The sequence below is a fragment of the Psychrobacter sp. CX97 genome, from assembly GCF_057396285.1.
Genome location: NZ_JBXYJE010000007.1, coordinates 1 through 19,904, shown reverse-complemented (window position 1 = coordinate 19,904; position 19,904 = coordinate 1). Strand labels below are relative to the sequence as shown.

Below are 19,904 nucleotides of genomic sequence, written 5' to 3'. Positions count from 1 at the left end.
TGTGCTCTACTTAAAGGTCTAGAATCACTTTTGCAGCAATAGCAAGCTGATAAACAATTTGGCTGATACCGCGAGTAATTTCAATACGTTTTGTCTTAACTTTAGGCAGTACCATAATCTCATCCCCTTGCTTTATACGATAGGCTGTATTCACAATCTCGTTCTCACCATTTTGGTGTACGACTAAGATCTCTTGGGTATCTGCATTATCATGGAAACCTCCAGATTTAGCGATATAATCTCCTACCGTTAAGTCTGGATTGAAAGTTAACGCCCCTTGTGCACGCACTTGACCGTTTACTGTGATAACTGAGGTATCTGCAGGAATTTCAATGATATCGCCTTGCTGCAATATAACATCCTGCCAAGAGTTCGGTACAACGACAATCTGTCCATTAGTTTCGATATTACGTGCTTTTGCAATAAACTGTTTAATAAGATTAGCATCATCTTGTCGCAAAGCAGCTTCTTCACGTGTACTCGATTGAGAGGCTAATGTCATCTCTTCTAATCGATCAAGTGATGCGTTAATCATTTTTTTCTGTTGCTCAGCTACGGACTCGCGATAGATGGTCAAGTGACTCAAATTCGCCAATTCATTAGGCTGTAGCTGTGCAACCACATCCTTCAGACGAGCACCATTAGGTAAGACAACCGCGCCATTACCTTTATGTGCACCCTTAACTTGTACGGCAATCGTACCAGCGTATCTATCTGAAGTAACTACCAACTGATCACCATTATAAACAGGCACGTTTTGAGCGTCGGCTAGAGTATAGTATTCCGCAGTTTGGGCACGCCCAGCACTACGAGTAATACTCACATTTGTGGCGTCAGCTTCGGGCTTAGACAAAAATAGAACATCGCCAACCGTTAGGTTTGAAGTGCCAAATTCAAAGGTATATTCATTACGTACTGCCCCACTAATACTAAATGTTTTATTCTGTGGCGATACTCTAATCACATCTCCATCTCTAAAAGCAAAGGGTTGCAGTTGACCAGCAAGCAAAAAGTCATACAGGTTAACCTGTTGTTGTAAGCGACCATTTCTTATAATCTGGATGTCAATATAGCTACCGCGCGCTGGGTCGACTCCGCCCGCTCTATCAAGATAGGATAATATAGAGTCAGCTGCTAGCCCTCCGTAATAACCAGGCTGATTAACAAAGCCAGTAACAAACACCTTGACAGGTTGAGCTTCTTCTAAAGACGCATAAACACCAACATTAGAGCGATAAATTTGACTGACTTTATTGCGTACTACATTTTGTAAATCGCCATTTTTTACACCTGCCACCCTAAGTGGACCAATATTTGGCAAGAATATATTGCCTTGTGGGTCAACTGTCATAGTAGCGGCATATTGATAGGCACCCCACATTCTTACTTGAATATTGTCACCTGGGTTTATGGCATAACTGTCGTTAAAAGTTGATCCAGAAGTTGTTGAAAATGCCCCGCGAAATAGTTGGGCACCAAACATCTTGCTACTATCGTCAATATCTTGATATTGTCCAGTCGCTGTAATCACAGAACTAGATGGCAAACTGGCAGCAGCAACTGCTTCTTGGGTAGTCGCTTCAGCTGGTACCTTTGAATTAAAAGCCTGCGATGCGGCATTAAACTGAGTACCGAACCCTTCGTTACTTAATTGTGATTTAGAGTCTGCATATGTTGCGGCTAATACTGTAGAGCTTAGACTAAGCCCACTGATTACAGCGCCTAAAGATACTGTAAGCAAACGTTTTTGAATTCTCATGATACTCATTCCTATCTCTTTATACTTATATTATCTAATGGGCGCTTAACTATTACGCTGACTCATTTGTGCCGTATTAACTAGCTTTTATGATCTTTAACAACAGCAAGGACTAACCGTACAAACCCATAAAAAATCATTAGTAAAATCAATGATGTCCAAATGATATAGTTGCGACGCGGATAAAGCGACTCTTCCGCTTCATAAGGCGTAGAAATCACGATGAGATTTTTCATCTTTTTGAATGCTTCTAATCGTGACTTTTCAAGCGAGGTTAAAGACAGCTTGTATAGTTCAGTGGCAAATTCCACATCCGCTTTTAAGGTTTCAAACTGCACAGCCTGACGGTTTAGTTTGGTGGTATTAGGCGATGTCAGTTTCTTCTGTTCATCTTTTATCTGACTTTCTACAGCCCTAATTTGACTACGCAAAGACACCACCTGAGGTGCGTCAGGATTTAAATAGCTCAGCAATTGCCGTTCTTCAGTACGTAATGACGACAATTGAGACTGCAGATTACCAATTAACTGATTAACGAGTTGCGCGTTTGTCTGAGGATCAAATATTTCATTTTTGTTTTGGTAATTGAGTAATGCTTCTTTTGATTGGTTAAGACGAGCTTCTGCTTCGTCAAGCTGCTTCTCAGCAAATACCAATTGATCTTGTGCTACTTCTTGGGAGATGCGGTTTACAAAGGCTTCGGACTCACCCAAAATCGCTTTGTTCAGCTTCAAGGCATAGTCAGGTTCAAAGCCCTCTGTGGTTACGGTTAACACATGCGTTTTTTCATTTAAGTCAATATGAACACGATCCTTAAAGTACTTTTGCAGCTCTTCTTGTGTGGCGTCAGAGGCCAGTTCATAAATAGGATCTGAACCATCAACATAATATGCTTCACGAAACTTAAATTGTTGATCTAGTTTTTTGATCATATCATTTGACAAGATATATTCTGTCAAATAATTAGCATCTTCAATACTGGTATTGTTTACGCCAAGAAGTGCGCCTAAACCGCTTCCAGAACCAACTTCTGCTTGACTGACCTGCTTTACTACCACATCGGATTGTGAGATGTAGCGAGGATGCGCTAAGATCAAGACATATAACACAATCAAGATCCACGGAACAATAACCAGACCGACTAAAAGCGAATAATTAACAATTTTATTTTTTTGCTTTGTGGACATGTTCTTTATATACCTCGATTGCTTCTTTAGTATCATCAAACACATGAGCAGTTTGATCCATTAATACAATACCAATATCACAGTTACGTTCAATATCGCCCAAGTTGTGTGATACCACTAAAAACCCAGCTTGCTCGCGTCGTGCCGCTAAAATCTCCTCACTACGTTTACGAAAGGCAGCATCACCGACTGCCCCAGCCTCATCGAGCATATAGTAATCAAAATCAAACGCCAAACTCAATCCAAATGTTAATCGTGCTCTCATCCCTGATGAGTAACTCTTAACTGGCATATCAAAGTAGTTGCCAATATCAGCAAACTCCTCTACAAAACTAATTTTTTCATCAATATAAGCACCACTTGAATATAGCCGACACACAAACCGAACATTTTGTCGACCAGTCAAGCTACCTTGAAACCCACCCGCAACGCCAACTGGCCAAGAAATGGTTGAATTAGTGATGATCTCACCACTATCTGGTTCATCAAGACCACAGATTATACGTAACAACGTTGATTTTCCAGCACCGTTCCTGCCAAGCAAGCCCACACTTTGTTTATCGCCAATCGTTAGATTAAGATCACGAAATAAATAGTGGCGACCTTTTTTTGTCATAAATGACTTTGTGATATTCTTGATTTCAATCATACGTTATTTGCTTATCTCCTACTTCCACCTATCGTGATCGAATCATATCTCTTTCTGTGAACTTGTATAGCAATAACCCTAAGAAATTAACCCCGACCATCCACTTAAGAAAATAGGTTATATCGATATGATAAGCGGGATAACCTGGCGCAAAGGCGTGCCTTATCAATTCAATATTATGAATAAATGGGTTGTATAACAGATAACTTAGATATGGTTCTGGAATAATATGAATAGGATAAATAACCCCTGATGCAAAATATAAAATGGTAAAAATAATAGTGATGACCTTGCTGATTTCACCCCCGTAAAAGCCGAGCACCATCATTATCAAAGCAACACCAAAACTAAAGATAAACAGTGTTAGCCAACAGAATATAACAATATGTAATTGAGATAAGCTTGCATAAACCCCAAAAAACGCGAGACCCGCAAGTAATAGAATAGAGGTAAAAAAATAAATTATTAGCTCTAAAACGGATCGAGCAATAATGACATCAATATGTCTTATGGAACGGTACATCAATAACCCTTGGTTAGCTGCAACCGCACCTAATGATCGAATTGAAATGCGTTGAAACATCCTAAAAGGGACCATGCCAGTTACCAAAAAAAGAGTATACTCCATGCCCGGCAAGGCCCTCTGTAAAACGACACCAAAAATCAATAAATAAATAGCAACTTCAAACAACACTTCTAAGGGCGCCCATAGATACCCCAAACGATACCCACCAAAACGAGTTTGCAACTCACGCATCAGTAAGGCATGAAAAGCAGCACCCATAACTTTAAGACCACTACGGTGACGAACGGGACGATAAGGAGGTAACTTTACTGACATATCATGCTTATTATATTTCGATAAAATTTATCATTAGAAGTATGAATTGCGCTCCTAGCATAAGCAAACTATTGATTACAATTTTTTAACTTTAATGAGTTAATTTAAATTAAAAAGTATATGAAATCTATCATAGCCCTTTGGGTAGGCTATATAATAAGACGGTGATGAGTAACTTACAAGAAATAATGTTATTGAGTACAGAGTTGAATAATTATGGCAATATATCTGGAACAAATAGTCTATTCTAGATTAAATAATGAGTGAGGTGCAAATTTAAATCTAAAAAAGCCAGTTTCCTGCATCTTTATAGTGCAGTAACTGGCTTTTAAAGTCTGGCTTTTAAATTATAAGTACTGAATATGGTGGCGATGAAGAGACTTGAACTCTTGACCTCACGATTATGAGTCGTGCGCTCTAACCAGCTGAGCTACATCGCCATTTAAGGGCGGTATTATCCCCAAATTATAGGAGTTCGTCAACCCCTAACCTAAAATAATTTTAGAGTTTCGGAGCAAACGGTAACCTAATATTTGATATCTTAAAATTTTATACTTTGAAACTTAGAACCTGTACTCACAACCTATCATGGGCTATTCTCGCCTAAAACAATTCACTACCTCATTAAAATTAGGATTAAATAGAATAATGACTATTCAACCTGCGCTTTTAATTTGACGGTGCCTCGCCTCGTATTGAACTATTTTACTCTGAAAACTTGCTAACTTTAGCTTATAAATACAGGTTCTTAAATAAATTTGATACATTAAAAGTTTGGTAAACCGATAAGCCGGGTTCTGTCGTGGACGATCATTCATCTAGGCGCACCGTTGCCAGTACGCTCGAGCAACCTACCCGTGTCCCCTGCAGGCGACAAGTAATGGACACCTATTTGGTCTTGCTACGCGTGGAGTTTACCTTGCCATGAATTGTTACCAACCATGCGGTGTGCTCTTACCACACCCTTTCACCCTTACCGATTAACCCTAAAGCTAAAAGGCGGTCTTCTCTCTGCTGCACTTGTCGTCGAGTTACCCCGCCCAGCCGTTAGCTGGCACGCTGCCTTATGTAGCCCGGACTTTCCTCCCTTATGCTATTCATAACGGCGATCGTCTGGTTTACCAAGCCGCGTATTATAACAGAGTATCTCAAAATTGATAGCCTATATATTTATTTGCACATACAATAAACAGCCGCTGAAACTAGCGACTGCTTTTAAAAGTTAATGCTAAATAAGATTACTAATAATCACTGTACGTTAAACTATTTGATTTACCGGACAGCTTCACAGTTCACACTATAAGTTTTACCATTAACCCACGTTGAGCTTAATACGCCGATATCACCTTTAGTGTGCCATTCATACACGACACTTTTATCATCGTTATTAATATAGCGTACACCAGAACCCGCTACATCTTGTGTGAGTATACGAGTTTCACTATTCCAGTTTGCTTTTGGCGCATTACCCTCAACAGTAGCCTGCTCGCCATTATTAGAATATTTAACGTGCACACTTGCGCCATGTTCACACTGAAAATCCTCTGGAATATCTCCTGAATATATCTCATCCGCTTCAACGGCAACTTCTGCTTCTATCGTTGATTCAATTGAGGCATCAGCGACTTCTTCACTTGCTTCATTTAACATTGTCTCATTTGCTACTTCTGCTGATGTAACAGGAGTGTTAGTAGCACAAGCTGCCAGCACGAAGCTAAATGAAATTATAGTAAATAACTTATTCATAATACTTTCCTAAATTAGATGTTCATTAGTTTAAATATAAAGCCCATAGTTTACTAAAAGATTATAGATGAGTAAAAGAAATCCAAATGTAACCACTTGTTAATATATTTACTAGATAACTGGATAGGAAAAGCTATGAATCAAAACTCTTACTGGATATATAACAAAACAGCCGCTAAAGTTAGCGACTGTTTTAAGCTTAAAATCTTACGGTTAATGTTAATTAGGCATCCTATCAAAACTTATGAAGCTCGTTCACAGTTTACACTATAAGAAGTTTTTCCATCTTTCCACATCATACTGAAAATGCCCATATTATCTTTAGAATGCCATTCATATTCGACATTGTCGCTATCGCTGTTTACATAGCGACTACCTGAAGCAGCTACAGCTTCATCTAAGATAATTGTTTGATTATTCCATTTGGCCTTGGGTACATTAGCGTTAATCGTAGATTGTGAACCATCAATCGAGTACTTAACTTGCAAAGTTGCATTATCTTGACATACAAACTGTTCTGGCATCATTCTATCGTACGCTTTATCAGTAGTGTTCTGAACGGCTTCGACAGGACCAGTAGCACAGGCTGCAAGCATAAAGCTGAGAGGAAGAACAGATAGGAACTTTTTCATAAATTTATTCCAAATTATGTTGAAAGTAAAAGAAAATTGAAATTTTGAATTTTCTCAAAATTTTGAAATACAAACCGTGGCATCTCCCTTATTTTTTACTTACATACATGAGGATATTCATTGACTCTCTTATATTTATAAAATGTTAAGTCATTTGAGTAAAAATAAAGGTTTATATTTAATTAAATACCAACAGTTTTATAAGTATATTTAACCTATGAAATAGATGCTGTAATCACTTGTTATCTACATCATTCTTTTGTTTATCAAACATATATAAATGTAACTAAATAATTCAATAAAAAGTAGATATCATTCCTTCCTTTTAGTTTTTTAAGATAATTTACCTATTTTGATATTGATGGATAACGGACAGGATTAATTACTACCTAATTAATCTTAGTATTATCTAATTAAAAATTAAGATTTAAATTTATGATAGATACTAATCTGAATTTGTTGAGGACTTGGATTAACAACTATCTTTTTCGTAAGTATTATTTGGCTTCTTCCACATCTAAAAAATCGCCTTAAAATAAGTTATTACAAAACATGACTTATAACAGGCTATAAAAAAGGCAGCAAGGGAATTATTCTTCCTTGCTGCCTTTCTAACTAAGACCACTCTGTAATCAAACTTTAATTAGGCCTTTGTTAAGTCAATAGTTATCTCATCTTCTTCATCTTTTAGCACAGATTTTAATACTAAATAACCAGCTATGCCCGATATGATTGACCCCATGATAATACCAAGCCGCTCATCGAATCCTGCTGTCGCACCGCCAAATGCCAGACCCCCAATAAATAAACTCATGGTAAATCCGACACCGCAAAGGAGAGACACTCCATAAAGTTGTTTAAAATTAGTGCCCATTGGTAATTTAGCCATACCAGACTTTATAATAACCCAGCACATCAGCATAATGCCAACCTGCTTACCAATAAATAAGCCTGCGGTAATACCTAGTGGTACTGAGTGAAACAGCTGATCTATACCTGCACCTTGCAAAGAGATGCCCGCGTTCGCAAAAGCAAACAGCGGTAAAATTGCGAAAGCAACCGTACCATGTAGATCGTGCTCTAGCTCTTCAAGCGGCGAATGTTCAGGGTCATCACGATCACTCATTGGGATAAACAAAGATAGCACTACACCTGCCAGTGTAGCATGCACCCCTGATTTAAGAACGGCTACCCACATAATAATGCCAAAAAACAGATACGCAGTAATAGAGGTAACATTACGGCGATTCAGCAAAAACAAGAATGGCAAACAAGCACCAGCTACTAACAGTGAGTTCAGGGATAAATCACTGGTATAAAATAAAGCAATAATTAAAATTGCCCCAATGTCATCAAAAATTGCGATTGATACTAGGAAAATTTTTAAAGAATTTGGTACGCGACTCCCTAGTAAACTTAAAATACCAATAGCAAAGGCAATATCGGTGGCGGCTGGAATAGCCCATCCTTTTAAGTAGTCCGAACTTTGATAGTTGAAAGCAACATATACTATCGCTGGTACAATCATACCGCCAACCGCTGCCGCCGCTGGTAAAATAATCTGCTTTATATTAGATAGTTCACCCACTAATACTTCACGCTTTAATTCTAAACCAACTAAAAAGAAAAATACTGCCATCAAACCGTCATTAATCCAGTGATGAGCATCTTTATTAATAACCAGATCGCCCACTTGCACTGCAACTGGCGCGTGAATAAATGACTCATACCAATTATGCAATGGCGAATTGGCAATGACCATAGCTGCAAATGCAGCAAAAGCAAGAACAATACCACCTGCTGCCTCAGACGAGAAAAAATGTTTTATCTTTTGTATCCCCATTTATCCTTTCTCACTTTTTATTCGGTTAGCATGATGGCTAGCCAACGTGTTAACATTTATTGAGTATAAAATCTCTAAATATGGTAGCAGAAAAATGTTGTAAGGCGCTATAAATCGTTTGTTAATAACATCGTTTACTCCTAAAAATGACTTATATATGGCTTTATACAAATACAATATGAGTACGATATGAGCGACGAACAATAAAATGCTCTATCAGTGCCTTAATTTTAATCAGTGACTCAAACTTATTCGCATACTGCCTGAAAATGCTCACTCTAAAATGGCTAAGTAACTCGTGCTATAATCATTTTTTGTACAAAAATTTAAAGATGCGTGCTTAAATACTAAGGAGATAAAGCCAATTTAAATTGATACATTTCCTAATAGAGGCTGAGCCTATCCACTTCAGGTTTCATACTATAATCAATTCATTTTAGACTGGCATTGAATCCGAACTTATATCCGAACTTATATATAAATAAGCCAAATCGCAGTAACTTATGCTGATTACGAACTATGATGTTAACTGCGCTAATATTGATATTTTTTAACAGATACTGTGAAGGTTCTATTCGATAGCTATATTATTATTGAATCAACTGTACAACAACCAACGTCAGAATTTATAAACCAATAACGCCTACACGCTTCATGATATAAAACGACTTAAAATATGCTCGAACTTCGACATTTACAAACATTGACTGCGCTTCGCGCTCACGGCTCTCTGGCTGCTGCTGCAGATGAGTTACACGTTACTGCCTCTGCAGTGTCGCATCAACTTAAAGAGTTAGAGAATTATTATGGGGTGCGATTGGTCAATCGGAGAACTCGCCCATTAACCTTTACCCCAGCAGGTACATTAGTACTAAAGCTGGCTGATAATATTCTACCGCAAGTGATAAAAACCAAAAACAATCTAAAACGTTTGGCACATGGTCAAGCGGGACGTTTGCGCTTAGCTTCTGAATGCCACAGTTGCTTCGACTGGCTTATGCCAATACTCAATCAGTTCCGCCGAGAGTGGTCTGATGTAGAGCTTGACTTTGCCACAGGTTTTGAGCCTGAGCCCCATCATTTATTACTAGAAGGGGATATTGATTTATTAATAACCACGAGTAATTTAGATATTGAGGGCCTCAGTTATCAACCATTATTTAATTACGAAAGCCGCTTAGTACTTTCTCCAACACACCCGCTCGCCATCAAAGACGAAATTGTGCCAACAGATTTAGTCGACCAAACTCTCATCGCTTACCCAGTAGAAGCTGAAAGGCTAGATGTGATTCAAAAGTTTATGACTCCTGCAAACGTTAGCTTTGCCAATATTCGAACCACTGAATTAACAGCAATGTTAATCCAGTTAGTTGCAAGTGAACGTGGTGTTGCTGCTCTTCCAGATTGGGTGGGGGCAGAATATGAGAAAAAAGGATGGGTAGTAACCAGACCTTTAATAGCGTCAAAAACGAAGTCTGAAAGAGCGAGGCAACTTGATGATAATAAAAGAGGCGGGGTCTATTGCCAACTTTTTGCTGCCACTCGTCAGGCTAGCCAAGAAGTCGCATTCATGCAGGGGTTTGCAGAACTTTTAGAGAGCTTAGTCAAACCTTAACTGGGTAGATCAGTAAACAGATCAGGGCACTTATGACAACGCGAATGCCTCAAACTATCTAGTGAGGCACTTTTTTAAATGCTCACTTTCTAGACGGTCACTTTCAAGGCAGGCATCTTTTAGACAGGCGCTATTAACAATAATCGCTGACTAAACAGCCGCTTTCTATCTTGTTTGCTATCAATGACTCATAGCTGTAACTCAACTAGAGTAGCAGGCGAATGCTATAATAGCCCACTGCCGTAGCAATCAGTGTTAACCCAACATGAAGCCCTATTAAGATTAGACCGGGTATTACTTTACCCTCATTAAGTAAGCCAAACACTTCACTACTAAAGCTGCTAAATGTGGTCAGCCCGCCGAGAAAACCAGTGATTATAAAAAGTTTAATATTAGGGTGCCATGTTTCGCCCATTTTAATAAACACAACCATCGCCATACCAATAAGCAGGCCACCCAAAATGTTTGCGCCAAGCGTACCAAAGGGTACCCAACCGTGTACTAAATTAAACTTTGCCAACCATGCTCGCAAACACGCCCCAATCGCTGCACCCAACCCAACTGCTATCCATTGCATCGACATTTCTCTTTGATAGTTAGACTGAGCGCTAAGTGCTCTGTCTCAACTAAGGTTTTTAGGTTAATGATGGCAATTCGCTGATATCCCATCTCGGCACACATTTTACCGTTAAATCATCTGATTGACCGGCTTTGAGGCGTTGATACCCTGCATAAGCAATCATTGCTCCGTTGTCTGTACATAATTCTAACGGGGCATAATGAACCGTTGCATTTATCTTAGCCAGCTCAGCTTCCAACGTTTCACGAAGATGCAGGTTAGCACTCACACCACCGGCAATAACCAACTGCTTCATACCTGTTTGCTTTAATGCTTTTATGCACTTTTTGACCAAGGTATCCACCACTGCATGCTGAAAACTGGCAGCAATATCGGCACGCACTGTTTCATCCGATTCAGATCCCTTGGTATCTTTGATTAAATTGTGAACAGCAGTTTTCATACCACTAAATGAAAAATCTAATCCTTTATGTAGCATTGGTCTTGGCAAATCATATGCCATCTGATTACCTGATTCTGCAAGTTTAGCAACATTCGGCCCGCCAGGGTAAGGCAACCCTAACATTTTAGCCATTTTATCAAAACATTCACCGGCCGCATCATCAATACTTTCGCCTAATATCTCATATTCGCCAATCGCATGCGCTGATACAAGCAAGGTATGTCCGCCTGACACAAGTAACGACACAAAAGGAAATTTAGGTGGCTTAGGACCTAATAGAGGGGACAACAGATGACCTTCCATATGATGTATGCCAATTGCGGGGATATCCAAAGCATAAGCCAAGCTACGCCCAAATAAAGCACCCGTCATAAGGGCACCGATAAGCCCAGGACCTTTAGTGAAGGCAATAGCATCAATTTCATGCTTACTAATCTGACACTGCGCCAATAGCTCATTAAAAAGTGGCACAAGTTTGCGAATATGATCACGACTGGCAAGCTCTGGCACCACACCCCCATAGGTAGCGTGCAGCTCGATTTGGGAATACAGTACCTGCCCCAGTAAGCCATTACCGTCATGGTTCACTCTCTCGCTGTCAAATACAGCCAGACCTGTTTCGTCACACGATGTCTCTAAACCTAAAACTTTCAAGCATCACCTTTGAATATAATAAAAAAAATATCGCCATTAAAAAAAACCATCAAAACAAGACTGTAATGATGGTAGTTTAGCAGAATAAGCCTACTATTTTTAGGTCAATAATCAGTCCATCACACCAACGTATGCGAAATGATATCAGCTAGATTGTTGAATCATATAATCTACAGCTGCGGCTACTTGTTCAACTGTAACGCCATTAACTGCTTGAGCTGGCATTTGATTGAACCCTTCAGCAGAGTGTTTTACTAAAGTTGCTTTATCATTAGCTGCTGTACGAGTCGCCCAAGCTTCTTTATCACCAAGTTTAGGTGCATTTAATAAGCCAGTTGCGTGGCAGGCTTTACAAGCCTTTTCATAAAGCTGTTTCCCCGCATCAGCAGATAATGTAGAGTCCGCTGCAGTTGCTGGTTGCGCATTTGTTGTATTACTATCTTCGGTCTGGGCACCATCAGTTGACTCGCCCTCTCCATTACCCACTCCAGTATTGGTACCCTCAGTATCAGTAGCATCTGTATTATTAGGAGTATCACCACCCTCACTGCCAGCGTCAATATTGACGTTATCCAGCTCTAATTTGACTGGTTCTGGCGCATTCTTTTTAGCCATTTCAGCTGCTTCTTCAACTTTATCGACAGCGCTGGCTTCATGGTGTTCCTCCCCACTACTACAGGCTGTCAAAGCTAAACTGGTACTGAGCATTACTGATAATAATGTCAAGGTGCGACCAGAAGACTGACCAAGCTTTTTATTTAACTGAGCGATAACTGACATACCTATCTCCTAAAAGGCTAGCCTATCAGCGTTAACCCTATTAATTGCATTTCTACCGTGCAACCAATAAAACTCTTTCCATCCGTTAATCACTGACAAGCGGGCTAAAAACAATGGTTTTGTTAGTTTATTTTGTAGATTTATAATACCACATACCTATTTAAACACCTATAAAAATTAAGGGATTTTTTATAGGCTGTGTTTGGTCGCAATGTCTTGATAATGAGGACGAGCCCATCATCCTCAAATTTTACCCATTGACCTTTATATTGCTTCTATAGTATAATCTCGCCCTTACTAAATAATTTATGAGTCTAGTACTTATTTTAGTTTTTGAAAGTTTGATTCTAGCAAGAGCTGATGCCACAACTTATTGAGACCATGTGGCTATATTTCAACTATTACAGCATTGCTAATGTAACCTGTCTCTAAAATTCAATTATGACTAATCCAAGGAGTCTGCATGCCTTCAGTTAAGGTTAAAGAAAACGAACCTGTTGATATCGCTATTCGTCGTTTCAAACGTGCTTGTGAAAAAGCAGGTGTTTTAGGCGATGTACGTAAGCGTGAATTTTATGAAAAACCAACGCAAGTGCGTAAGCGTAAGAAGGCAGCAGCCGTTAAGCGTTACGCTAAAAAGCTGCAACGTGAGTCCATTCGTACTACACGTATGTACTAATCAAATTTACTAATCAGTTTCGTCTGATTAGATGTTGATTACAAACCACCTTATTTTGTCGTTACTGTCACTGAATATGTGATTATGACGTCATAATAAAGGTGGTTTTTTTATGCTAAAATTTTATCAACATGATCCATTTATTTTAAACACGACATAGTCGAATTAGTCTAAAATATCTATAATGGAACTGAGTATTTATGCTGAACTGATTGAGTGCTAATAGCTGATGAATTAAAGCAGGTAAGATTAACCCAATAACCGTTAATAATTACATTGACTATAACATCTATCTATACGGTACTGCCTTCTAGCGTTTCGATTACCATAAAAGTTAATGACAATAAAGGATTCACAATGAGCCAATTAAAAAAAGAGATTACTGAGCAAGTTAAAACGTCTATGAAAGCTCGTGAGCTTGAAAAGGTCAAAGTACTTCGCAATGTTCAGTCCGTTATCAAACAAATTGAAATTGATCGAAAAATCGAACTGGATGATGCAGGTGTATTAGAAATTTTACAAAAGCAGCTTAAACAGCGTCAAGAATCATTAACTGTCTTTAAAGACAATGGGCGTGATGATTTGGCTCAAAAAGAACAGTTTGAAATTGATATTATTAATGAATTTATGCCGCAACAAATCACAGAAGAAGAGCTAAACGTTTTGGTGTCAGAAGAAATTGCGTCTCAAGGAGCCGCCTCTATGCAAGATATGGGCAAAGTCATGGGTGCGTTGAAAGCTAAAACTGCGGGCCGAGCGGATCCTGCCTTGATTTCTCAATTAGTTAAAAAAGCACTTATGAATTAACGAATACTGCCTTGTCGTTCTATCCAATAATTCTCTAACGGTTGCCTAATAGATAACTAACTAATAGATAACTGTCTAATAATGGTTAGGGCCGAAAATCTCTAGCCATTTTTACGGCTTCAATCTCACTATCAATATTTGCTAACAAGGGGCGTAAATTATAAGCGCCACTGTTACTCATGATTTTACTATCTGTACTCTTGTTTATACTACCCTCACTCAAAGTCTTTGCCTGTTTTAAAGACACTAATGCATCATTATATTTTCCTTTCCATAACTCCCCTTGCGCTCGATAGCGCAAGGCATTAATAGTGGCAATTCTTGCCATCATTGTATCTGAGTCAGAGTTCTGTGCAGCCATCACTTCATACGCATGCTGCATTCTAGAGAGTATGGCCACATCATGGGGCCGATTATGCATCATAGGTTTCAAACTTGCTAACACTTCTGTAGGTTTTCCGAGTTGCAACCAAATATCAGCTAAGTATAAGCGCAGGTCTTGACGCTCAGGATATAATTGATAATAAGGTTTCAAAATCATTTCAGCCTGCTGCCACTCTCCTCGCATACCAGAAACTTGTGCCCTAGTGATAGCAAGTAGTATCTCAACACTTGATTGATGAATAGTTTTACTATCTAGGCTTGAGTTACCCAAACTTTTCTTTAATTTATTAAGAATACGCTCACAATCTGAATAACGTCCCTGCGTGCCATACCAATAAGCCAAAGCAAGCTGCGCACCTTTACTTGATTGAGCAGCTGAAAACAGCTCTGCTTCGTTAGTTTGTTTGGTTAAAACTTTTGTGCGCCATTTAAGCAACTCAAAATCATCTTGCCCATATAGCTTGCTAAAATGTGTTGTTTTATAGCGATTTGCTCGGCTCTGGGCCTCGCTTAAACGCTCAGAGCTCAGCGGATGGGTCATAATAAAACTCGGTAAGAACGCCTGCTTACTCATATTGAGATGCGATTTTTTATTCAATGTGGAAAAAAATCTAGGCATTGCTCTAGGATAATATCCAGACTTTGCCATTAGTTGCATACCAATGCGATCCGCTTCACGCTCATTACTGCGACTAAAAGACATTTGACTATCCATCGCTGCCGTTTGACTTCCCATCATAATAGCAGCTGCAGCATCGCCATCAGCCATTGAAGCAGCTATAGCAGCCAATAGTCCACCAACCTGTAACAACAGAGCTTTTCTATTAGCCTCATCTCGATGCTCATAATGACGCTGGCTCAAGTGAGCAACCTCATGAGCAATGACGCTAGCTACTTCATCAATGCTATTAGCAGCCAAAACTGTACCTGTATTAATCCCCATAACACCACCAGGAATGGCAAAGGCATTTATCGATGGATTGTTGACCACCACTAAAGCCAACGGTGCATGCTGTCGAGCTTGTGCATTAATTTGCCACGCTAAAGACTCAAGCATACTTTGCGACCAAGCATCGTCTAACATGCGCGCATTCGCATTTAGTTGTCGCAAAGACCATTCGCCCAACGCTTTGTGTCTATTTTGCTCAATAAATCGCCCACCCTCGCTAAGCTCTGGTAACTCATAGCTTGGTCCCTGTGGATTGCCATTAGCCTCAACTGAATAATCACTAAACGATATTGATTGAGTATAGGTTGTTTGCGGTGGAACGCCTGCATAACTGTTGCTGGTTAAAAACGGCAGTACAATCAGAAGCACAGCTTGAAGCTTATTAGAATCTGTATGTTTCAATCGTGTATAATGGACTTTACTGTTAAGCGGTTCATTATTCACAGGTTCAAATTTATTAATATTTTTCATTATAGAACCTTGCTCTTGTATTTATGTCTGTATACTTTAAGGCGTATCAGATATTTTTTCATTGGTAAACTTTTATATATTTTATTATTTAATCACTCTAAAAAGTTACCGCTAGTTTATTGTAAACTTTGGGAATCATTGAAGCTAAAATAACTATCTGAACTCAGACGATCCGCTAAACTCAAACGAGGATCTAAACCTAAACAAAGACCTAACCTCAAACAATCATCATAGCGATAAAACCTTATACAACCCTATCACATATGTAACTTTATATGATTCCCTGCCTTTTAAGATTTAGTAGTAAATTTCAGGGATAGGGCTCACTAATATAGTGAACCGCAACGATCAGACTCACGCCAAAACCTAGTATCTCTCTTTCTTTTACCTAAAATTTAAAACCTTACTAATTTAGAGTTTTCCCACTTTAAAAGTTGACAGTAGGTCATAATAATTTTTAAAACTAGCAGGATGCTCAAAAATACGTCATTTTGTATATAATTTAACTTTTACATAAATCAACTGTTAAAATACTCATTGCTATACGTCTTGAGTAAACCATTAATGACTCCCCTTATGATACATATAGAACTATCCGACACTAAGCAACACGCTCTTGTAAGCCGATGTATTGAGTCTCTTGAGCACTCTGATAAACTCACTCTTGATAGGCTGCAAAAACCCTGCTATATCACTGCATTAGTGGATGGCTTAGGGCTTGCCTGCCCCCTACCGTTACTTAAAACAAAAATCACTTTACGATCTATGTCTGTAGGCGAAAGTATATATGTTCTGGCTACTGACCCAAATTCTCAGCTTGATCTTGCTGCATTTTGTCATCAAACCGGGCTTGATATCCTATTGAGCACTCAATCAAGTATCGCCAGTGTAGATACCTTTGATAATAGATTGGAAAAACTCGATACAATCTTTCACGTCATCATTACCAAAACAGATGGTAACTAGGGGTAACTATCCTTTACAATAGACATTAATTAGATTAATAGTCGCAAGGTCATTTCATGACAACTCATACAAAAAACAATGCAACGCAGCTAAATACTCCAGCTAATACTAAAGCATCGCTGGCTGATGTAGTATCGGAAGATACAGAAAATAATTGGGTAAGTGAACATCCCAATACTAGCACTCGTGATCTTGTTCCTGCAATGCCTGTCAACTTAACCGCACCAGGTGTTAACTTAGGTGCCTATATTAATACCGTTCACCAAATTCCAATTTTAACCACCGAACAAGAACAAGAGCTAGCACACCGCTATTATAATGAGGGTGATGTTGATGCTGCCCGAATTTTGGTCATGTCTCACTTGCGTTTCGTCATACATATTGCTCGAAGTTATTCGGGTTATGGCTTGCCTCAGGCCGACCTGATTCAAGAGGGTAATCTTGGCCTTATGAAGGCAGTAAAACGATTCGATCCTAATAAAGGGGTACGATTGGTATCTTTTGCGGTACATTGGATTAAAGCTGAAATACATGAATTTGTGATTCGCAATTGGCGCATTGTAAAAGTAGCGACCACTAAAGCACATCGTAAGCTTTTCTTTAACCTGCGGAGTCTTAAAAAAACCAATAATCGCTTGACCCTTGAAGAAGCAGATGCCATTGCTAAAGACTTAAATGTTACTCGTAAACAGGTTTTAGAGATGGAGTCTAGGTTAACTTCTTATGATGCCTCATTCGAAGCCCAATCCAGTGATGAAGATGATGGACATTATGCACCGCAGTTGTTCTTAGAAGACGGTGTGGATCCTGCTGAGATGGTTGAAGATGCCGATTGGGAAGAAAATAATACCAATGCACTGATGAATGCAATGAATACTTTAGATGAGCGCTCACGTGATATTGTTGAGCAGCGATGGCTGTCTGAGCAAAAGTCTACACTGCATGAGCTAGCAGCGGTTTACGATATTTCAGCTGAGCGCGTGCGTCAGATTGAAAAAAATGCAATGGAAAAAATCAAAGAAGCAATGACTATTGACAGTGTCATTATGCCGAACGAAGATTTTGACTAATATGGTGGAGTTATGAATTGGGTTGGTATAGCCTCAGTCAATCTAGCTATTTCAGTAGCGCTTGGTGCTTTTGGTGCTCATGGTATTAAAAGTAGCGCTACTGCTGAGCAATTTGCTTGGTGGCAAACTGGCTCCCAATACTTTTTTTATCATGCGCTTGGTCTTTTAATCGTTGGGCTTCTTATAAAGCTTAATTACACTACTCAAGCTACTGCATGGCTGATACAAATTGGTATAATCATTTTTTCAGGCAGTCTATTTGTCATGGCCCTAGGCGCACCTAGATGGTTTGGAGCGATTACCCCTATTGGTGGTACGTTAATGATATTGGGCTGGGTTTGGCTTGCCGTAACAAGCTTTCGATTAAGTTCTATATAGTTAGACTTTTAAATCCCGGTTATTGATTGAAAAAAGACTTTAATCTAAATGAACTGACCCCCAAAAGTTGGACGGTTTAAGTCTATCTCAAGGACTGAATTCTGTACTTCACAGGACTCAGTCCTTTAAGTTTAAGCTGAATACGCTCATGATTGTAATAATGAATGTACTCATGAATTTGCTTTTCTAGTTCATCAATAGTTTTAGGCTTTTCAATATAGATGGTCTCACACTTCAGTGTGCCAAAGAAGCTCTCCATTAACGCATTATCTATGCAGTTGCCTTTTCTACTCATGCTTTGTCTTATCTTATGCTTTTTAAGCGTCTTTCTAAAAGGCTTCATTTGATAATGCCAGCCTTGATCAGAGTGAAGCATTAACTTTTTATGACGACTTGTTTTCGTCTTATCTAGCGCAAAATCTAGCATTTTACTTACCACATCATAGGTTGGTCTTTTAGATAAGGTATAACTGACTATTTCATTATTATAGCAATCAAGAATCGGAGATAGATATAATTTATTGTCACCCACCTTAAACTCAGTAATGTCTGTTAACCAGCGTTTATTGGGTTTACCAGCATGGAAGCGACGCTTTAAATAGTTCTTTGCTATTTTTCCCTGTTGACCTTTATAGGATCGATACTTCTTTCTTCTGATCTTCGCATTAAGATTTAACTGCTTCATAAGCTTGGCAATAAGCTTATGGTTATGATGCATGCCTAACTGCTTTAATGCGGCTGTGATTCTACGATAGCCATACCGACCTTTATGTTGGTAATATAGCTCGATGATACGCTGCTTTAAATCAGCGTATTTGTCTTCAGCATCAAACTGACACCTATGGTAATAAAAGACACTTTTAGGCATATCAGCTATCTTAAGTAAAGCTGATATGCAATATTTATCCCTTAGTCCTTCGATGAGCCTTGCTTTGTCTCGGCTTGTTCCCTCTCCCTGAGCAAGGCATCGAGCTTTTTTAGGTAGGCATTCTCCGCACGAAGATATTCATTCTCACGTTTCAGCTCTGCTAATATCTTTTCATCATCTGGTTTGTCTGTGATAAATGGTTTGCTCATGGCCGCTCTACCTTTACGTTTAGATATGAGTCCAGACATACCCTGTAGTCGATAAGCTTTGTGCCACTGGCTGATTAAAGCTGGTGAGCTGATGTTATACCTTAGAGCAACTTCCAATTGACTTAGGCCTTGGGTAAGCATCGTTGTTAGTACGTTAAGTTTAAACTCACTACTGTATTTGGCTTTGCTTGTCTTTGGCTTAATAGCCTTTATACCACCGCTTTGATATTGCTTGACCCATTTACTTACAAATCTTGGATTCACTTTAAACTTCTTTGCTGTGGCATGACCGGTATGTCCTTGCTTATAGTATCCTATGACTTTGATCTTAAAATCTAGATTGTAACGCATAAAAATACCCCATAAGTTGTGTCCAACTTTTGGGGGTCAGTTCA

At 39.0% G+C, this 19,904-nt stretch carries 19 protein-coding genes, 1 tRNA gene and 1 other RNA gene; 6 read left to right on the top strand and 15 right to left on the bottom strand.

Annotated elements, in window-relative coordinates:
* Window positions 1-10 precede the first annotated feature (10 nt).
* From AC2SLL_RS06985 to nhaA, 9 genes are all read right to left on the bottom strand, one after another.
* A complete protein-coding gene (locus tag AC2SLL_RS06985; RefSeq protein ID WP_486530967.1) occupies window positions 11-1,768 on the bottom strand; it encodes a polysaccharide biosynthesis/export family protein in 1,758 nt (585 codons plus the stop codon).
* A 71-nt stretch (window positions 1,769-1,839) separates the two neighbouring features.
* The gene (locus AC2SLL_RS06980) at window positions 1,840-2,946 is read right to left on the bottom strand and encodes a KpsE/RkpR family capsule polysaccharide export protein (RefSeq protein WP_486530966.1); all 1,107 of its coding nucleotides are present in this window, start codon (window positions 2,944-2,946) and stop codon (window positions 1,840-1,842) included.
* Window positions 2,924-3,595 carry an ABC transporter ATP-binding protein gene (locus AC2SLL_RS06975; RefSeq protein ID WP_486530965.1) on the bottom strand — a complete coding sequence of 224 codons (672 nt, stop codon included), beginning with the start codon at window positions 3,593-3,595 and terminating at the stop codon, window positions 2,924-2,926. The genes AC2SLL_RS06980 and AC2SLL_RS06975 overlap by 23 nt, the downstream gene beginning before the upstream one ends.
* 28 nt (window positions 3,596-3,623) lie before the next feature.
* On the bottom strand, window positions 3,624-4,436 hold the full coding sequence (locus AC2SLL_RS06970; RefSeq protein WP_486530964.1) for an ABC transporter permease: 813 nt from the start codon (window positions 4,434-4,436) through the stop codon (window positions 3,624-3,626).
* Window positions 4,437-4,799: 363 nt separating this feature from the next.
* Window positions 4,800-4,876 (bottom strand) — tRNA-Met (locus AC2SLL_RS06965).
* A gap of 330 nt (window positions 4,877-5,206) precedes the next feature.
* An RNA gene (gene rnpB / locus AC2SLL_RS06960) (RNase P RNA component class A) lies at window positions 5,207-5,561 on the bottom strand.
* 147 nt (window positions 5,562-5,708) lie between these two features.
* Complete coding sequence (locus tag AC2SLL_RS06955; protein ID WP_486530963.1) at window positions 5,709-6,182, bottom strand: MliC family protein; 474 nt, start codon at window positions 6,180-6,182, stop codon at window positions 5,709-5,711.
* Window positions 6,183-6,424: 242 nt separating this feature from the next.
* Entirely contained in the window at window positions 6,425-6,814 is a 390-nt protein-coding gene (locus AC2SLL_RS06950) for an MliC family protein (protein WP_486530962.1), read from the bottom strand.
* A gap of 643 nt (window positions 6,815-7,457) precedes the next feature.
* Complete coding sequence (nhaA, locus tag AC2SLL_RS06945) at window positions 7,458-8,657, bottom strand: Na+/H+ antiporter NhaA (RefSeq protein WP_486530961.1); 1,200 nt, start codon at window positions 8,655-8,657, stop codon at window positions 7,458-7,460.
* A gap of 676 nt (window positions 8,658-9,333) precedes the next feature.
* On the opposite strand from nhaA, the gene AC2SLL_RS06940 reads away from it, so the two are divergent.
* Window positions 9,334-10,272 carry a LysR family transcriptional regulator gene (locus AC2SLL_RS06940; RefSeq protein WP_486530960.1) on the top strand — a complete coding sequence of 313 codons (939 nt, stop codon included), beginning with the start codon at window positions 9,334-9,336 and terminating at the stop codon, window positions 10,270-10,272.
* 205 nt (window positions 10,273-10,477) lie between these two features.
* On the opposite strand, the gene AC2SLL_RS06935 is transcribed toward AC2SLL_RS06940, so the two are convergent.
* From AC2SLL_RS06935 to AC2SLL_RS06925, 3 genes are all read right to left on the bottom strand, one after another.
* Complete coding sequence (locus AC2SLL_RS06935) at window positions 10,478-10,849, bottom strand: CrcB family protein (RefSeq protein ID WP_486530959.1); 372 nt, start codon at window positions 10,847-10,849, stop codon at window positions 10,478-10,480.
* Between the two features lie 58 nt (window positions 10,850-10,907).
* On the bottom strand, window positions 10,908-11,948 hold the full coding sequence (tsaD, locus tag AC2SLL_RS06930; RefSeq protein WP_486530958.1) for a tRNA (adenosine(37)-N6)-threonylcarbamoyltransferase complex transferase subunit TsaD: 1,041 nt from the start codon (window positions 11,946-11,948) through the stop codon (window positions 10,908-10,910).
* A gap of 144 nt (window positions 11,949-12,092) precedes the next feature.
* A complete protein-coding gene (locus AC2SLL_RS06925; RefSeq protein WP_486530957.1) occupies window positions 12,093-12,728 on the bottom strand; it encodes a c-type cytochrome in 636 nt (211 codons plus the stop codon).
* A gap of 463 nt (window positions 12,729-13,191) precedes the next feature.
* On the opposite strand from AC2SLL_RS06925, the gene rpsU reads away from it, so the two are divergent.
* Together rpsU and AC2SLL_RS06915 are read left to right on the top strand one after the other, a co-directional pair.
* Window positions 13,192-13,407 (top strand): 30S ribosomal protein S21, encoded by a 216-nt coding sequence (rpsU, locus tag AC2SLL_RS06920; RefSeq protein WP_486530956.1) that lies wholly within the window; start codon window positions 13,192-13,194, stop codon window positions 13,405-13,407.
* 357 nt (window positions 13,408-13,764) lie between these two features.
* Window positions 13,765-14,214, top strand: coding sequence for a GatB/YqeY domain-containing protein (locus AC2SLL_RS06915; protein ID WP_486530955.1), 450 nt, complete (start codon window positions 13,765-13,767; stop codon window positions 14,212-14,214).
* Window positions 14,215-14,299: 85 nt separating this feature from the next.
* On the opposite strand, the gene AC2SLL_RS06910 is transcribed toward AC2SLL_RS06915, so the two are convergent.
* Window positions 14,300-16,018 carry a M48 family metalloprotease gene (locus AC2SLL_RS06910; protein ID WP_486530954.1) on the bottom strand — a complete coding sequence of 573 codons (1,719 nt, stop codon included), beginning with the start codon at window positions 16,016-16,018 and terminating at the stop codon, window positions 14,300-14,302.
* A 576-nt stretch (window positions 16,019-16,594) separates the two neighbouring features.
* Between AC2SLL_RS06910 and AC2SLL_RS06905 the strand changes: the two genes are divergently transcribed.
* The 3 genes from AC2SLL_RS06905 (at window position 16,595) to AC2SLL_RS06895 (ending at window position 18,432) form a co-directional block, all read left to right on the top strand.
* Window positions 16,595-16,984: a sulfurtransferase TusA family protein gene (locus AC2SLL_RS06905; RefSeq protein WP_486530953.1), complete on the top strand. Its 390-nt coding sequence runs from the start codon at window positions 16,595-16,597 to the stop codon at window positions 16,982-16,984.
* A gap of 203 nt (window positions 16,985-17,187) precedes the next feature.
* Window positions 17,188-18,054, top strand: a complete 867-nt coding sequence (rpoH, locus tag AC2SLL_RS06900; RefSeq protein WP_486531103.1) for an RNA polymerase sigma factor RpoH — start codon at window positions 17,188-17,190, stop codon at window positions 18,052-18,054.
* A 12-nt stretch (window positions 18,055-18,066) separates the two neighbouring features.
* Window positions 18,067-18,432, top strand: coding sequence for a DUF423 domain-containing protein (locus AC2SLL_RS06895; RefSeq protein ID WP_486530952.1), 366 nt, complete (start codon window positions 18,067-18,069; stop codon window positions 18,430-18,432).
* 82 nt (window positions 18,433-18,514) lie between these two features.
* Here the strand turns inward: AC2SLL_RS06895 and AC2SLL_RS06890 are convergent, their stop codons facing one another.
* Both AC2SLL_RS06890 and AC2SLL_RS06885 read right to left on the bottom strand, forming a co-directional pair.
* A complete protein-coding gene (locus tag AC2SLL_RS06890; protein WP_486530951.1) occupies window positions 18,515-19,354 on the bottom strand; it encodes an IS3 family transposase in 840 nt (279 codons plus the stop codon).
* Window positions 19,342-19,860: a helix-turn-helix domain-containing protein gene (locus AC2SLL_RS06885; RefSeq protein ID WP_486530417.1), complete on the bottom strand. Its 519-nt coding sequence runs from the start codon at window positions 19,858-19,860 to the stop codon at window positions 19,342-19,344. Before AC2SLL_RS06885 ends, AC2SLL_RS06890 begins: the two co-directional genes overlap by 13 nt.
* Between the last annotated feature and the right edge of the window lie 44 nt (window positions 19,861-19,904).

Excerpts from the sequence above, each read along its gene's own strand:
- AC2SLL_RS06985 (WP_486530967.1), bottom strand. The coding sequence starts at position 1,768 with ATGAGTATCATGAGAATTCAAAAACGTTTGCTTACAGTATCTTTAGGC.
- AC2SLL_RS06980 (WP_486530966.1), bottom strand. The coding sequence starts at position 2,946 with ATGTCCACAAAGCAAAAAAATAAAATTGTTAATTATTCGCTTTTAGTC.
- AC2SLL_RS06975 (WP_486530965.1), bottom strand. The coding sequence starts at position 3,595 with ATGATTGAAATCAAGAATATCACAAAGTCATTTATGACAAAAAAAGGT.
- AC2SLL_RS06970 (WP_486530964.1), bottom strand. The coding sequence starts at position 4,436 with ATGTCAGTAAAGTTACCTCCTTATCGTCCCGTTCGTCACCGTAGTGGT.
- AC2SLL_RS06955 (WP_486530963.1), bottom strand. The coding sequence starts at position 6,182 with ATGAATAAGTTATTTACTATAATTTCATTTAGCTTCGTGCTGGCAGCT.
- AC2SLL_RS06950 (WP_486530962.1), bottom strand. The coding sequence starts at position 6,814 with ATGAAAAAGTTCCTATCTGTTCTTCCTCTCAGCTTTATGCTTGCAGCC.
- nhaA (WP_486530961.1), bottom strand. The coding sequence starts at position 8,657 with ATGGGGATACAAAAGATAAAACATTTTTTCTCGTCTGAGGCAGCAGGT.
- AC2SLL_RS06940 (WP_486530960.1), top strand. The coding sequence starts at position 9,334 with ATGCTCGAACTTCGACATTTACAAACATTGACTGCGCTTCGCGCTCAC.
- AC2SLL_RS06935 (WP_486530959.1), bottom strand. The coding sequence starts at position 10,849 with ATGCAATGGATAGCAGTTGGGTTGGGTGCAGCGATTGGGGCGTGTTTG.
- AC2SLL_RS06925 (WP_486530957.1), bottom strand. The coding sequence starts at position 12,728 with ATGTCAGTTATCGCTCAGTTAAATAAAAAGCTTGGTCAGTCTTCTGGT.
- rpsU (WP_486530956.1), top strand. The coding sequence starts at position 13,192 with ATGCCTTCAGTTAAGGTTAAAGAAAACGAACCTGTTGATATCGCTATT.
- AC2SLL_RS06915 (WP_486530955.1), top strand. The coding sequence starts at position 13,765 with ATGAGCCAATTAAAAAAAGAGATTACTGAGCAAGTTAAAACGTCTATG.
- AC2SLL_RS06910 (WP_486530954.1), bottom strand. The coding sequence starts at position 16,018 with ATGAAAAATATTAATAAATTTGAACCTGTGAATAATGAACCGCTTAAC.
- AC2SLL_RS06905 (WP_486530953.1), top strand. The coding sequence starts at position 16,595 with ATGATACATATAGAACTATCCGACACTAAGCAACACGCTCTTGTAAGC.
- rpoH (WP_486531103.1), top strand. The coding sequence starts at position 17,188 with ATGCCTGTCAACTTAACCGCACCAGGTGTTAACTTAGGTGCCTATATT.
- AC2SLL_RS06895 (WP_486530952.1), top strand. The coding sequence starts at position 18,067 with ATGAATTGGGTTGGTATAGCCTCAGTCAATCTAGCTATTTCAGTAGCG.
- AC2SLL_RS06885 (WP_486530417.1), bottom strand. The coding sequence starts at position 19,860 with ATGCGTTACAATCTAGATTTTAAGATCAAAGTCATAGGATACTATAAG.